This window comes from Sphingomonas sp. Root241 (assembly GCF_001428865.1).
In the GTDB taxonomy this organism is placed as follows: Bacteria; Pseudomonadota; Alphaproteobacteria; order Sphingomonadales; family Sphingomonadaceae; genus Sphingomonas.
This window is the reverse complement of record NZ_LMIV01000002.1, coordinates 645,058-659,783: the sequence shown is the minus strand read 5'-3', so window position 1 is coordinate 659,783 and position 14,726 is coordinate 645,058. Positions and strand designations below refer to the sequence as shown.

Here is a 14,726-nt window from a genome sequence, read left to right as displayed (position 1 = left end):
CAAGCACCGCCGCGGTATTTGCGGCACACACACGAGATGGGTCCCCGCTTTCGCGGGGATGACGGTCAGTAACAGCAAGGAGTCCCCCATGTTCCTCAAGGGCAAGTCCGCGATCGTCACCGGCTCCACTTCGGGGATCGGCCTCGCTTATGCCAAGGCGCTCGCCGCCGAGGGGGCATCGGTGGTGATCAACGGCTTCGGCGACGCCGCCGCGATCGAGACCGAACGCGCCGCCCTCGAAGCCACCGCCGGGGCAAAGGCACTCTACGATCCCGCCGACATGACCAAGCCCGACCAGATCGCCGCGATGGTCGCCCGCGCGGAGAAGGAGCTCGGCAGCGTCGACATCCTGATTTCCAACGCCGGCATCCAGCATGTCGCGCCGATCGACGAATTCCCGATCGAGAAATGGGACGCGATCATCGCGATCAACCTCAGCTCGACCTTCCACCTGATGCGCGCCGCGATTCCGGGCATGAAGGCGCGCAAATGGGGCCGGATCATCACCACCGCCTCGGCGCACAGCCTCGTCGCCAGCCCCAATAAATCGGCCTATGTCACTGCCAAGCACGGCATCGCCGGCCTCACCAAGACCGCCGCGCTCGAAGTCGCCACGCACGGCATCACCGTCAACTGCATCTCGCCCGGCTATGTCTGGACTCCGCTGGTCGAGAACCAGATCCCCGACACGATGAAGACGCGCGGGCTCACCCGCGAGCAGGTGATCAACGACGTCCTGCTCGACGCCCAGCCGACCAAACAGTTCGTCCAGCCGGAACAAGTTGCCGCGCTCGCGCTCTTTCTCTGCCGGGACGAAGCCGCGCAGATCACCGGCGCCAACTATTCGATGGATGGCGGCTGGACCGCGGCGTAAGCGGTCGCAGAGTCGCAAAGGGGACCTAGGATGAAGTGGAAGCTGCCCGTCGCGATTGCCCTGGTGCCGGGCCTTGCGGGCTGCAGCGTCTATCGCGAGGCGACCTCCTCGTCGCTGGCCACCAATGTCCGCTGGCAGAGCGTGGCCACCGCCAGTGACCGCGATCGCATGCGCGACTGGCGCAAGGCGTGGGACGAGGCGCTGCCGCTCGCGCGCAAGGTCGATCCCCAGGCCATCGCCGCCGATCCCCTGCTGTTCGATCCCGATCGCGCGCTTCCCGATCCGGCGATCCCGCAGGGCGCCTATCGCTGCCGGACCTTCAAGCTCGGCGCGGTGGGCACCGCGGTGCGCGACTTCACGGCCTATCCCGCATTCGACTGCCGCATCGCCGATGAAGGCGAAGTCCGCAGCCTGCACAAGCTCAACGGCTCGCAGCGCCCCACCGGCCTGATCTTCCCGCACAACGCCAACCGCCAGGTCTTCCTCGGCACGCTCGTCCTCGGCGACGAAACCGCGCCGCTGCGCTACGGCCTCGACGCCAATCGCGACATGATCGGCTATGTCGAGCGCATCGACGCGAAGCGGTGGCGCGTCGTCTTCCCCCGCCCGCGCTTCGAATCGATCGTCGACGTGATGGAACTGGTTCCGGCGGGCTAGACGCGCACCCCCTCGACAACGCCCTCACCCCTGCTAGCCTCCCGCCCATGCGCACTCTCCTCACGGCAGCCCTAGCCATGACTCTCGCCACGCCCGCCAACGCCGCAGATCCGGTGCATCAGGCCACGCAGGCCGCGCTTCCCCAGCTGATGGACTTCTATCGCGATTTCCACGCCAATCCCGAGCTCAGCCTCCACGAGATCCGGACCGCCGCCAAGCTGGCCGCCGAGGCGCGGAAGGCCGGATATGAAGTCACCGAGAAGGTCGGCGGCACCGGTGTCGTCGCGGTGCTCAAGAACGGCGCCGGCCCGATCCTGCTGATCCGCGCCGACATGGACGGCCTCCCCGTCACCGAGGACACCGGCCTCCCCTTCGCCTCGAAGGTCCGCACCACCAATGACGAGGGTATCGAGACCGGCGTGATGCACGCCTGCGGCCACGATACGCACATGGCCTCGTGGATCGGCACGCTGCGCAATCTCGCGGCGATGAAAAGCCAGTGGAAGGGCACGCTGGTGATGATCGCCCAGCCCGCCGAGGAGCGCGGCATGGGCGCGCGGATGATGCTCGAGGACGGGCTGTTCACGCGCTTTCCCAAGCCGCAATTCGCGCTCGCTTTCCACGACGCCGCCGCGCTTCCGGCGGGCACGATCGGCGTGCGTTCGGGCTATGCGCTCGCCAATGTCGATTCGGTCGACATCAAGGTCTCGGGCGTCGGCGGCCACGGCGCCTATCCGCAGACCACGCGCGATCCGATCATCCTCGCCGCGCGGATCGTCACGACGCTCCAGACGCTGGTCAGCCGCGAGATCGATCCGCAGGATGCCGCCGTCGTCACCGTAGGCGCGATCCATGGCGGCTCGACCCACAACATCATCGGCAAGGAAGTGACGATGCTGCTGACGGTGCGCAGCTACACGCCGGAGGTCCGCAAGAAATTGCTCGACGGCATCGCGCGCATCGCCAAGGGCGAAGCGATCGCCGCGGGCATCCCCGAAGACCGCATGCCGGTGGTCACGATCCGCAACGAAGGCACGCCCTCGACCTTCAACACCGAACCGCTCACCGGCCGCCTCCAGGCGCTGTGGACCGGCCGCTTCGGCAAGGACCGCGTGGTCGAGACTCCCGCGGTGATGGGCGGCGAGGATTTCGGCCGCTTCTACCTCGCCGACAAGTCGATCCAGAGCATGATCTTCTGGGTCGGCGGGGTGCCAAAAGCGAAGTGGGATGCCGCGCAGGCGGGCAAGGAACCGCTCCCCTCGCTCCACAGCCCGTTCTGGGCGCCCGAGGCCGAGGCCGTGATCGGCACCGCCACTGAAGCGATGACCGCGGCCGCGCTCGACATATTGAAACGCTAAAATCGACAAGCCGTTGGCACAAACCGGCTTAATCCTCGTTAATGCCGCACGAGTTCGCCGGAGTGTGGGTATTGGCGCAGGAGCATATCATCGCAGTCGGGTTGCTTACGGATCGCGACCTCGAGCGACTGGGGAGCGGCTTCAAGCGTTGCTTCCCGGTCTCCGATGACGGCAAGTTCGAAGATCTGCTGCGCGCCATCGACGAGGCGGACGCCGCGGGAGCCCTGCGCGCGAGCCTCGAGGACCATCCCTGCCACCGCCCCACGCTGCGCCAGGGCTGATCGCTCATCCCACCGCCGCCACCTGCGGCGCATCCTCTGCCTTCTCCGGCCGGATGTAGATTGACGACAGCATCGGCAGCGCCGCCTTCAATTCGTGCTCGATCGTCTCGATCAGCGTTTCCCCCGCGCCCATCGTAATATGGTCCTCGAAATCGGCGCTGATCGCGACGAAGATGCGGTCGGGCGCGGTGTGGATCGTGCGAACATGGTTGATGCGGACGATCCCCGGCTGCCGTCCGACGATCGCCCGCACGCATTCGACGACTTCCGGATTGGCGCGCTCGCCGATCAACAGTCCCTTGGCCTCGCGCGCGAGCAGGACCGCCACCGTGGCAAGGATGCAGCCGATCGCGATCGAGGCGGCGCCGTCGATGCGTGGATCGCTCCATGCATGGCTCGCCCAGACGCCTGCGCCCGCCACTACCAGCCCGGCGAGCGCCGCCGAATCCTCGAACAGCACGATGAACCCTGCCGGGTCCTTGGATTCGCGCACAGCCTCCCACCAGCCCATCTCGCCTTTGCTCGCGGCGAACTCCTTGAGCGCGATTGCCCAGCTGGTTCCCTCCAGCAGCATCGCCACGCCCAGCACGATGTAATTGACCAGCGGATCGCGCAGATGCTCGGGCTGGGCGATGTGCTTCCAGCCTTCGTAGACCGAGACGCCGGCGCCGAGCCCGAAGATCAGGATCGCGACGACGAACGCCCAGAAATAGAGCTCGCGGCCATAGCCGAACGGGTGCTCGGGGTCGGGCGGCCGCTTCGCGCGGCGCTGTCCGTAGAGCAGAAGCCCCTGGTTGCCGCTGTCGACGAGGCTGTGCACGCCCTCGGTGAGCATCGAGGAGGAACCGGTGATCGCCGCCGCGACGAACTTGGCGACGGCGATCCCGAGATTGGCCGCCAGCGCGGCGTAGAGGACGATGTTGGCGCGCCAGCCTGAGGCCGGGGACGCTCCCATTACGCCCGCTCCCGGCGGTGCGTACCCACGCTCAAAAACCCGTCACCCCCGCGAAAGCGGGGGCCCATCTCCCGATCGAGCGGCCAAATGCACCGGCGCGCTCGTGGACGATGTCGGAGATGGGTCCCCGCTTTCGCGGGGATGACGAAGAGAGGGTCGGGGCCCCGGTCAGCCAAAGCTAGGGCGCCTCAACGGCCTGTTTCCTCAGTCGAGGCCGAGCTTGTGCATCACCTTGCCGATGATGCCCTTCGTTCCCGCGGGGCCCGCAGCGAGCTTCTCCTCGGCCTTTTCGTCATAGCCCGAGCTTTCGGGCAGCGAATGGCTGTGCACCGGCTGGGTCGATGCGGGCGGGTCCGACGCGTCCATCGATTCGTCGAGTGCCCGGTCGAGCCGCGCCTCCTTGCTTTCGGGATTGCGCTCCAGTCTGCGGGCAATCGATTCGTCGGTGCCGGCGTCGGCCGATCTCACGGGAGCCGGGCGCTCTGCGGCTTCCTCGCTGTCGGGTCCCGGTGCCACCGACATCTTGTCCATCGCCGGGTCGATCGGGTTCGCGTCCATGATTCACTCTCCTGAGCGTTGCCCGACTGTAACAACCGTCGCCCGAGTCGCGTTCCCGAACGGAGAAACATGCCGCATACGAAAACGGCCCGGCGGGATGCCGCCGGGCCGTTTCGTCTCTTGCTGGCCCTGCGCGTTTAGTTGCGCGAGCTGCCGAACAGGCGGAGCAGGAACAGGAACATGTTGATGAAGTCGAGATAGAGGTTCAGCGCCCCCATGATCACGACCTTGCCGATCATGTCGGTGCCGGCGACATGGGCGTAGATGCTCTTGATCTTCTGCGTGTCATAGGCGGTGAGACCCGCGAAGATCAGCACGCCGATCACGCTGATCACCAGGCTCATCGTGCCCGAGCCGATGAAGATGTTGGCGATCGACGCCACGATCAGCCCCACCAGACCCATGATCAGGAAGGTGCCGAGCCCCGAAAGGTCGCGCTTGGTGGTGTAGCCATAGAGGCTCAGTGCCCCGAAGCCCGCCGCGGTGGCGAAGAACACCTGCGCGATCGAGGTCGAGGTATAGACGAGGAACACCGTCGACAGCGACAGTCCCATCAGCCCGGCATAGACCCAGAACAGGGTCTGCAGCGTGCCGGTGGACATGCGCGACTGGCCGAAGCTCATCGCGAACACCACCGCCAGCGGCGATAGCGTGATGATCCAGCCGAGCGCCGAGGCGCCGCCATTGGGATTGAACATCGCCTGCACCCAGCCCGTCTGGGCGAAGAGCAAGGCGACGATGCCGGTCAGCAGCACGCCCGACATCATGTAGTTATAGACCGACAGCATGTAGGACCTGAGGCCCGCATCGTAATCGGCGCGCGCTGCACCGGGTGCGTAGGCCGCTGCGCTCGTGCGGGGATCCGACCAGTTTGCCATTATGAACTCCTCATGCCGGCATTTGCCGGCGTCCGCCGAATATCGTTCCTCGCCCGATCCTTTTCAAGCAAAACCGGCTGGGGATCGATCCCGATCCGTGGTTAAAGCCCGCCATGCACCGTCTGTTCGTCGGCCTCCGTCCGCCCCGCGCCACCCGCGAGCAACTCCGCGCGCTGATGGGCGGCGTCACCGGCGCCCGCTGGCAGGATGACGCGCAGCTCCATCTGACCCTGCGCTTCATCGGCGAAGTCGAGCGCCCGATCGCCGAGGACATCGCGATCGCGCTCTCCCATATCCACTTCCCGCCAATCGAGGTTGCGCTCGCCGGCGTCGGCCAATTCGACAGCCGCGGCCGCCCCAATGCACTCTGGGCCGGGGTCCGGCCGCACGACGCGCTCGCCGGGCTCCACAAGAAGGTCGATCAGGCCCTGGTCCGCTGCGGCCTCGCCCCCGAAAGCCGCGCCTATCTGCCGCACATCACGCTGGCGCGGATGAACGCGAGCGCGGGGCCCACCGATCGCTTTCTCGAAAGTCATGCCGGTCTCGCCAGCGCGCCCTTCGTCCTCGATCACTTCCTGCTGTTCGAAAGCACCCTCGGCCGCGAAGGCGCGATCTACGAAGCGATCGAGCGTTATCCGTTGCGAGGCTGACGCTCACTCCCGCCAGTCGATCCACATGCCGTACGGGTGGCAGGTCGCGAGCTGGCGCGCCTCGCCGGTCGGCCAGCAGGTCAGCCAGAGCTGGACCTCGCTGCGGTTCGGCGTCCATTCGAAGCTGATCCAGGCCAGTGGGCGCTCCCGGGTGGCGCGCGAACCGGCAGCGGCGATCAGGTCGGCCGCCACCTTGCGGTCGGCCGCGTCGAGATATTGCAGCACCATCGAATGGAACACCGCACGACAGCGCCCCGCCGCCTGCGGCTCGGCGAGTTGCTCGGCGAGCCACGACACTGCGTCGGCACGCGTGATCCGCGGCTTGTGGTGTTGCGCCAGATCGAGCGCGTGGCGCAAACGCTCCGCGCGCAGCGGCTGGTCGGCGAAGACGAAGGAGAGCAGCCGGTCGCGCGTCGCCTCGTCGGCGGCGTCCAGCGGATGAAGGTCGACACCTTGCGCCGCGATCACCTCGGGCGCCGTTTCGGGCGGCCGGCTGCCGCGCCAGACCGGCGCGATCCGCACCGGCGAATCCGGCGCACCCGCCGCCAGTCCGCCCAGATCATAAGCGTAGCGCGCGAGATTGAGATTGAGCCCCGCGCTCGATCCCAGCTCGAGCAGTTCGAAGGGCAGGCCAAAGCGTTCGCCCGCCACCATCAGCGCAGAGAGGATCGCAGCGGCGCGATTGACTTCGTTGGTCTGGGGCGGCTGCTGCATCCAGGAGGCGATGAAGGCGTCCTCGGATGCCATCGCCGCGGCGATCGCGCCGTCGAAATCGTCGTGCTGGCGCTGGTAGAGCGATTCGAGCCGCCGCGGACGGCCGCGGCGGGCCAGCGCGTGGATCGCGGCGTTGAAGCGCATCGCCAGCGCCGCCGCGGAAGGATCGCCGGGCCAGGATCTGATCAGTGCCGCAGTGCGCGGCGCCTGGCCGAGATGGCGCTCGCCGGCTTCGAGCACCGCCGCGACGAAGGGGGAACCGAGAGTGCGCGCGATGTCCGCCTGGCGCGAGAATTCTCCCCGGGTCGCAAGATGATCGGTCATATTCCTCCGGGGCGCGCCGGGCCAACGGCCCGGCGGGTGTTCAGGTCTTGACGGAGGGTCGGCGGGCACGCCTCGCAGAGGAAGCGCGACCGCCGCATTCCTCAGAACGATTGCCAGTCGTCATGGCCGTTCGCGCGAGTCAGCGCGGAGATGGCGGCAGCGGGCAGCGGCTTGACCGGGCCGTCGAAATGGATCGACGCCGCCTTGCGCGCGCCGCTTTTCTGCGCCCCGACGTTGAACCGCGACGCCTGCTCGCTGAGCGCGGCCACTTCGCCCGACAGGTTGCGCGCGGCGGCCGAGGTCTCTTCCACCATGGCGGCATTCTGCTGGGTCGACTGGTCCATCGTCCCGATCGCGATCGATATCTCGCTGATCGCAGTCGACTGGGCCTGGTTGTCGCTGGCCATTTCGCCGAGCAATTTGTGAACCTCGCCCACGTCGCCCGAGATGTCGGCCAGCGCAGTGTCGACCTTCTGGACCATCTCGACGGCCGCGACGATGTCGGTCTGGGTCGCGGTCAATTGGTCGCGCGCACGGCCCGCCTCTTCCTCGGCGCGCATCGCCAGTGCCGAGACGAGATCGGCGACCACCGCGAAGCCGCGGCCCGCCTCGCCGGCGCGGCCGGCTTCGACCGCGGCGTTCATCGCGAGAACCCGCGTCTGGAAGGCGATCTTGTCGAGGCCCTCGATCACGCTGTCGATGCCCTTGGCGCTGTCGGCCACGCGGCTCATCGCCTGCATCGCTTCGTCGGCGGTCGCCCGGCCGTTGGAGACCGTCACGATCGTCCCGTCGGCGCGCTCGACCGTGCGGCCGGCGGCCGCGGCGGTCTGCTTCAGGCGGCCGTCCATCTGGGTCACTGCCGCCGAAGTCTCTTCGAGGCTCGCGGCATTCGCTTCGGTGCGGCGGGCGAGATCCTCGGAGGCCTGGGCGATCTCGTTCGAGCCGTCGCGGATCGTCGCGGCACTCTGCATCACCGTGCCGATCAGCCCGCGCAGCTCGCCGACCGCGGCATTGAAGTTGGTCTTCACCGTCGCATAGTCGCCCGGGAAGTCGCGGTTGATCTCGGCGGTCAGATTGCCGTTGGCGAGTTCGGAGAGCTGCGCCGATACGGTCTCGACCACCATCTTCTGCTCGGCCTCGGCGCGCGCATTGGCGGCTTCGGCAGCCTGCTTGGCCACCGCGGCGTCGCGGAACACCAGAACCGCACGGGCCATGTCGCCCAATTCGTCGCCACGATCGGTGTCGGGGACGGCGATGTCGTTCTTGCCGGCGGCAAGATCGGCCATCGTCCGGGTGAGCCCGCTCACCGGACGCGCGATCAGCCGGGTCAGCATTACGGCGAGCGCGATCGCGATACCCATCAGCGCGAGCGCACCGACCACGAGCACGAACAATGCGCTCTTGATCGCGGTCTCCTGGCTCGCGCCATTCTCTTCGATCTGCTTGTTCTGCGCGTCCTTGATCTCGCGCAGCGGCAGCACTGCGTTGCTGGTCAGCACGGCCTTGCCGGCGGCGCGCACTTCGGCTTCGGCCGCGTCGCGCTGGCCCGATTTGACTTCGGCGATCAGCCGGTCGCCCCAATTCTTGCGCCACGCGAGCGTTTCCTCGCGCGACTTGAGCAGCGCCGCTTCCTGCTTGTCGTCGGTCAGGATCTCCTCGAGCTCGGCCGAAGCCTTGTCATAGTCGTCGCGCCCCTCGTTATAGGATTTGAGGTAGCTCTCGTCCGCAGTGACGAGGAAGCCGCGCATCTGGCTGTTCTGCCGCAGCAATGCGGTCTCCAGCGCCTGTGCCTTGGCATGGATCGACTGACTGAGATTGTTCGCATCGGTCGTGCTGCGGATCGACGAGATGTTGGTGTAGAACACCAGCATCACGATCGCCGCAGTCGCGCAGATCGTCAGGAACGACAGACCCAGCTTCCTCGGGATTTTCATCGACTTCAGCATGTTCGCTACTCTGCTCTCTCGTTTCTCTCTGCATTATAGGCCGCTCCCGAGAGAGCGGCCCGAATGCGCCCGTTTTCGTGCGCCTCAGAAGTCGAAGCGGAGCGAAGCCGAGATCGTGCGGCCATTGAGGACGTGCGCGCGCGCCACGCCCACCGCCGGGATCACCGGATCGTCGATCGCAGTGATCGCGAGCACGTCGAACAAATTGACGGCGTTGACCGCGAGCGTCACCCGGTCGACCGGTCGGAACTGCACGAACGCGTTGGTCGTCGTGTAGCCCGGCACCTTGAGCGTGTTCGCCGCGGTGGCCCAGCTGCCGGTCGTGCCGACGATGACCGCGCCGACGCTGAAGCGCTCGGTCGTGATCTGCGGCGTGACCTGGTAGATCAGCTTGGCCTGGTGCTGCGGCACATTGCCTGCGAACGCGGGATTGATCGCGTCCTTGCTGATCTCCGCATCGGTATAGGTCGCGCCGGCGGTCAGGCTGAAGATGCCCATCCGATAGCCGCCTTCGAACTCGCCGCCGATCGCCTTGTAGTCGCGCAGCAGCGGCAGGCCGGTGGTCGAGTCGAGGTTGGTGTCCTCGGCCTTCGCCCAGAAGCCGGTCAAGTTGAGCGTCAGATTGTCGTCGCGATACTTCAGGCCCGCCTCGGCCTGATGCACCACGTCGACTGCCGCATCCTTGTCGAGCAGGCTGCCGTCGGTCGCGCTGACGAACGGGCTGAACTGGATGCGATCGGCATTGGCGCGGCCGCCGCGGCTGTAGCGCGCGAACACCGCGACCGGCTCGGCGATGCGCCAGAGCGCGCTGACCGAATAGCTCAGATAGCCGTAATCATAGTCGACCGGAGCCGGACGGGTGAGCGGCGAGATCGCGACCTGCATCTCGGGGACCGAGATCACGCCGTCGCCGTTCATGTCCTTCGCCGCGACGCCGACGCGGCCGCCGCCGAGCTCGGAGCCGATCACCGTGCCGCTCGCCTTGCCGAAGTCATAGCGCAGGCTGCCGCCGATCGAGACGCCGCCGAGGCGCAGGTTGACCGAGGCGAAGGGCGCGTTGGTGGTATAGCCGAGCCGGTAGCCGCGGCGGAAGGTGCCGACGGTCGGCCCGCCATAACGCAGCGTGCCGTCCTGCGTGATCTTGACGCCGGTCGCGGTGGCGACGTCGAGCAGCTGCGCGTCGCCATTGCCCGTGACGCCGCTGAGCACGGTCGCCCAGTTCCAGTCGGAGTCGATCGTCTGGTGCGAGCTGTACAGACCGACGGTGGTCGTCAGGTCGTTGCCGCCGACGTTCCACACGCGGCTGGCGCGGATGTCGTTGGTGACGTTGTTGAGGCTGTTGAGATCGGTATCGGCGAGCATCATCAGCGCGGCCAGCCCGTTGCCGTTGAGCGTGGTCGGATTGGCGATCGTCGCGCCGGCGTTCGGGCCGCTGGCGTAGCGCAGCGTGCCGCCCGGCGCGCCGAACGCGGCCGTCATCACCGCCGCGGGCATGAACTGCGCGTAATAGATGCCCATCGAGTGATTGGACATGTCGGCGTAGCGGAAGCGCTCGGTGATGTCGAAACCGGCGACTTCGAACTTGCTCTCGACGCCCACCGACTTGACGATCGGGTGCTGGCCCGCGGTCACGTCGTCGTTGACGATCTGGTTGTTGCCGTCGAGCGTCAGCTGGCTCTGATAGTTGCGCGAGAACAGCGAATCGTGGCGCGCATCGTAATTGGGGATGTTCTTGTAGACCGGCTTGTCGTTGGTGCCGCTCACGCCGAGCGCGGTGATGTCATAGGCCGGCGTGATATCGTCCATGTACTTGCCGTAGAAGCGGATATAGCCGCCCTCGAATTCCTTGGTGACGTTGAACTTGATCTGGCCGCCACGAGTCGAGTTGAAGCCGGTCGCGCGCGGGCCTTCGCCGTCGCGGTAGAAGCCGCCGACATGGAAGCGCAGCGTCGGGCTGATGCGCGCGCCATAATCGAAATCGATGCGGCGCATGCCGTAATCGAGCCCGGTCGAGAGCTGCACTGCGCCGCCGTCGGCATCGCCGGTCTTCGAGATGAAGTTGACGATGCCGCCCGGCGAGTTCGACGCGAAGGTCGAGGCCGAACCGCCGCGGATCGCCTCGACGGCGGCGAGGTTCAGGTCGGCGCGCAGGAAGGCGTCGGCGGTCGCGAAGGCGATGTCGCCGAATTCGAGGATCGGCAGGCCGTCTTCCTGCAGCTGCAGGAACTTGGCGCCGGTCGATGCGATCGGCAGGCCGCGGATGGTGATGTTGGCATTGCCTTCGCCCGAAGCGGCCTCGGAGCGGATGCCGGGGATGTCGCGCAGGATCTCGGAGATCGAGCGTGCGCCGATCTTGTCGATCTCGGCGGCGCGCAGCGCGCTGGTCGAGGTGGCGCTGTCGAGGCGGTCGCGCCCCTTGGCGACGCCGGTCGAGAAGACTTCCTTTTCGGGAGCCTTGGCTTCGGTCTGGGGCTGCGCGGGCGCGGCGGGCTTGTCCTCGGCGAAGGCCGGAGTGGCGAGCACGAACGGCGCGACCGACAACAACAGATGCTTCTTCATTTCTTTCATGATCCTTTGTTCGGAGGCACCAGGCGGCGCCTTCGTTTGAACACCCCCCTTTGGGGCGCAGAAAAAGAAGCCCGGGCCGCGCGGCGGCGGCCCGGGCGATTTGCTTCGCTCAGAAGTCGAAGCGGACCGAGGCCGAGACCGTGCGGCCGTTGATGGCGCGCGCCGTCACCAGACCGCTCGCAGGGATCGTCCCTTGCGTGATCTCGGCGAAGCCGAGCGTGTCGAACAGGTTGTTGGCGTTCAGCATCAGCTGGACCCGATCGGCGGGCCGGAACTGCACGAAGCCGTTGACCGTCGTGTAGCCGGGCATCTTCAGTTGGTTGGTATCCTGCGCGAAGCTGCTGGTGGTGCCCACGACGTTGGCGCCGATGGTGAACAATTCGGTCGAGAATTGCGGCGTCGCCTGGAAGATGAGCCGCGCCTGGTGCCGCGGGACATTGTCCACGAGTTCGGGATGGCTCTCATCCTCGGATATCTTGGCGATCGTGTAGGTCGCGCCGGCCGTGAGGCTGAACGGACCGTGCTGGAACCCGCCCTCGAACTCGACGCCTTTCGCGCTGTACTTGCGGGCGATCTGCTCGACCTGCACCGAACCGTCGGGCGCGCTGTTGACCTGCATGTTCCGCTCGCCCGTGCTCGCCAGGAAGCCGGTGAAATTGAGCGTCACGCCCGCCTTGCGGAACTTCACGCCCACTTCGGTCTGGCGGACCGCGTCATAGGCGCCCGCAGGATCGAGCAGGCTGCCGTCGAGCGTGCTCACCGCGGGGGTGAACAGGATCCGGTCGGCCGCCGCGCGGCTGCCGCGGCTGTAGCGGGCGAAGACCGCCAGCGGCTCCGAGACGCGGAAGTTGATGCCCGACGAGTAGCTCAGATAGTCGTAATTATAGTCGACCGGAGCCGGCTGGGCCAGCGGCAGCACCGCGGTCTGGCTCTCGGGGAAGGAGATCACGCCGTCGCCGTTGATGTCGACCGGCCGGATACCGACGCGGCCGCCGCCGAGGTCCGCGCCGAACACCGAACCCTGGAGGCTGCCGAAATCATAGCGCACACTGCCGCCGATCGCGATTTTGCCGATATGGTAGTTGATCGACGCATAAGGCGCGTTGACGTCGAAGTTGACATCGTAGCGGCGGCGATAGCTGGAGCCCCCCGCGGTACTGAAGCTGGTATAGCCGCCCTGCGTCACCGGAATGCCGCCCGCGGTGGCGATATCGACGAGCGCGGCCTTGCCTGCGCCGACCACGTCCGACAGGATCGTCGTGAACGACCAGTTGGTGTCGAATTCCTGCGACGATTTGTAGAAGCCCGCCGTCGTCGTCAGCTTGCCGCCGCCGATGTCCCACACGCGGGTGGCGCGCAGGTCGTTGGTCATGTTGTCGAGGCTGTCGACCTGGACGTCCATCAGCAGCCCCATGGCGAGCAGCCCGTTGCCGTTGAGCGACGCGGGATTCGCGATCGCCTGGCCCGTATTCGGGCCGGACGCATAGCTCAGCCGCGCGCCGGGGCCGCCGAACAGGAAGCCGAGGCCGGCCGCCGGGGCTAGGGTGAGCGGAATGCTCTGGGTGAGGTGCGCGGAGATATCCGCGAAGCGGAACTTCTCGGTGATCGTCCAGTCGCCGAGCTCGAACTGCGTCTCGACTCCGAACGACTTGACCGTCGGATGGGTGCCGTCGCGAGCATCGTGGCGAACGACCTGGTTGTTGCCGTCCAGCGCCAGGACGTTGGTGATGTAGGGCGACAGCAGCGAGTCCCGCTTGACGTCGAAGTTCGCGATATCGGCGAAGCTCGGGTCGGCGTTGGTGCCCGTCACGCCCACCGGCACGGCCTGATAGCCGGGTGTCCGATCATCGAGCAGCTTGGCGTAGAAGCGAACGTAGCCGCCGGTGAACTCCTTGGTGATGTTGAACTTCACCTGGCCGCCGCGATAGCCGTTATAGCCGATGTCGCGCGGGCCTTCGCCGCTGCGATAGAAGCCGCCGATGTGGAAGCGCAGCGTGTCGCTGAGCTTGCTGCCATAGTCGAAATCGAGGCGATATTCGCCGTAATCGAGGCCGGCGGTCGCCTGGATGGCGCCGCCTTCGACGTCGCCGGTCTTGGAGAGGAGGTTGATCACGCCGCCGGGCGAGTTCGACGCGAAGGTCGAGGCCGATCCGCCGCGGATCGCTTCCACCTGCGCGAGGTTGAGGTCGGCACGCATGAAGATGTCGGGCGACATGAAGTTGATGTCGCCGAATTCGAGCACCGGCAGGCCGTCTTCCTGGAGCTGCAGGAACTTCGAGCCGGTCGACGCCAGCGGCAGGCCGCGGATCGAATAGCTGGCATTGCCTTCGCCGCCCACGGCTTCGGCGCGGACGCCCGGGATGTTGCGGAGAATCTCGGCGAGCGAGCGGGCGCCGAAGAGCTCGATCTGGTCGTCCTTGAGCGAGCTGGTCGAAGTGGCGCTGTCCAGGCGGTCGCGGCCCTTGGCGACGCCGGTAGAGAAGACTTCCTTCTCGGGTGCCTTTCCGCTCTGCTGCGCGGGCGCATCGGCCTTCGCTTCGGTCTCGGTCTTCGGCGTATCCGAAGGCGCGGCCGTGTTGGCGAAGGCCGGCGCCGCTAGCGCGAGCGGCGCGGCAGCAGCCAGCAAGAGAATACCCCGTTTCATTCGATGCTCCCGAAAGGATTATGCTGATCCGTTATAGGATGAGCCCGGAGGGAGCCGGCGCGAGCGTACCAAAATTCACCGATAAACGGGCGGGAATCGCCGGGATTCCTCTCAGGCGGCGGCGCTCGTGTCCGCAGTTTATCGGAGGCGCGCGGAAGCCCGTGTTAACCACGCTTCGCCAGGCGCGATGGGAGAAGAGAGCGCCGTTCTTCTGCTTTCCAGCACCTGCGCGTTCGCGGATGGGCGTCGGCTTGGCGAGCGAGGCGACTCCAGCCTTAGGCTGTATCGACATTCAACTCTTCCCCCTCCCTGCAAGGGA

Annotated in this window: 12 protein-coding genes; 5 read left to right on the top strand and 7 right to left on the bottom strand. The window is 66.7% G+C overall.

The window, feature by feature from the left end; genetic code table 11:
- Positions 1 to 88 precede the first annotated feature (88 nt).
- Genes ASE13_RS13685 through ASE13_RS13670 form a run of 4 tightly spaced genes read left to right on the top strand, consistent with a single transcriptional unit; the run spans position 89 to position 3,170 of the window.
- A complete protein-coding gene (locus ASE13_RS13685; RefSeq protein ID WP_056616793.1) occupies positions 89 to 874 on the top strand; it encodes a 3-hydroxybutyrate dehydrogenase in 786 nt (261 codons plus the stop codon).
- 30 nt (positions 875 to 904) lie between these two features.
- The gene (locus ASE13_RS13680; RefSeq protein ID WP_082596789.1) at positions 905 to 1,531 is read left to right on the top strand and encodes a DUF4893 domain-containing protein; all 627 of its coding nucleotides are present in this window, start codon (positions 905 to 907) and stop codon (positions 1,529 to 1,531) included.
- 47 nt (positions 1,532 to 1,578) lie between these two features.
- On the top strand, positions 1,579 to 2,889 hold the full coding sequence (locus ASE13_RS13675; protein WP_056616790.1) for an amidohydrolase: 1,311 nt from the start codon (positions 1,579 to 1,581) through the stop codon (positions 2,887 to 2,889).
- A 41-nt stretch (positions 2,890 to 2,930) separates the two neighbouring features.
- Positions 2,931 to 3,170, top strand: a complete 240-nt coding sequence (locus tag ASE13_RS13670) for a hypothetical protein (protein WP_056616788.1) — start codon at positions 2,931 to 2,933, stop codon at positions 3,168 to 3,170.
- A 4-nt stretch (positions 3,171 to 3,174) separates the two neighbouring features.
- Here the strand turns inward: ASE13_RS13670 and ASE13_RS13665 are convergent, their stop codons facing one another.
- From ASE13_RS13665 to ASE13_RS13655, 3 genes are all read right to left on the bottom strand, one after another.
- Positions 3,175 to 4,125 carry a cation diffusion facilitator family transporter gene (locus tag ASE13_RS13665; protein WP_056616785.1) on the bottom strand — a complete coding sequence of 317 codons (951 nt, stop codon included), beginning with the start codon at positions 4,123 to 4,125 and terminating at the stop codon, positions 3,175 to 3,177.
- Between the two features lie 204 nt (positions 4,126 to 4,329).
- A complete protein-coding gene (locus tag ASE13_RS13660) occupies positions 4,330 to 4,683 on the bottom strand; it encodes a hypothetical protein (protein ID WP_056616781.1) in 354 nt (117 codons plus the stop codon).
- A gap of 137 nt (positions 4,684 to 4,820) precedes the next feature.
- Positions 4,821 to 5,561: a Bax inhibitor-1 family protein gene (locus ASE13_RS13655; protein WP_056616777.1), complete on the bottom strand. Its 741-nt coding sequence runs from the start codon at positions 5,559 to 5,561 to the stop codon at positions 4,821 to 4,823.
- Positions 5,562 to 5,674: 113 nt separating this feature from the next.
- Here ASE13_RS13655 and thpR point away from each other — a divergent pair, with 113 nt between their 5' ends.
- Positions 5,675 to 6,211, top strand: a complete 537-nt coding sequence (gene thpR, locus ASE13_RS13650) for an RNA 2',3'-cyclic phosphodiesterase (RefSeq protein WP_056616774.1) — start codon at positions 5,675 to 5,677, stop codon at positions 6,209 to 6,211.
- A gap of 3 nt (positions 6,212 to 6,214) precedes the next feature.
- Here thpR and ASE13_RS13645 read toward each other — a convergent pair whose 3' ends face one another.
- The 4 genes from ASE13_RS13645 to ASE13_RS13630 form a co-directional block, all read right to left on the bottom strand.
- Entirely contained in the window at positions 6,215 to 7,249 is a 1,035-nt protein-coding gene (locus tag ASE13_RS13645; protein WP_056616770.1) for a DUF2332 domain-containing protein, read from the bottom strand.
- Between the two features lie 101 nt (positions 7,250 to 7,350).
- Entirely contained in the window at positions 7,351 to 9,195 is a 1,845-nt protein-coding gene (locus tag ASE13_RS13640) for a methyl-accepting chemotaxis protein (protein WP_056616767.1), read from the bottom strand.
- Between the two features lie 84 nt (positions 9,196 to 9,279).
- Positions 9,280 to 11,754, bottom strand: a complete 2,475-nt coding sequence (locus ASE13_RS13635; protein WP_056617863.1) for a TonB-dependent receptor domain-containing protein — start codon at positions 11,752 to 11,754, stop codon at positions 9,280 to 9,282.
- A gap of 118 nt (positions 11,755 to 11,872) precedes the next feature.
- On the bottom strand, positions 11,873 to 14,407 hold the full coding sequence (locus ASE13_RS13630; protein ID WP_056616764.1) for a TonB-dependent receptor domain-containing protein: 2,535 nt from the start codon (positions 14,405 to 14,407) through the stop codon (positions 11,873 to 11,875).
- Positions 14,408 to 14,726: the final 319 nt, after the last annotated feature.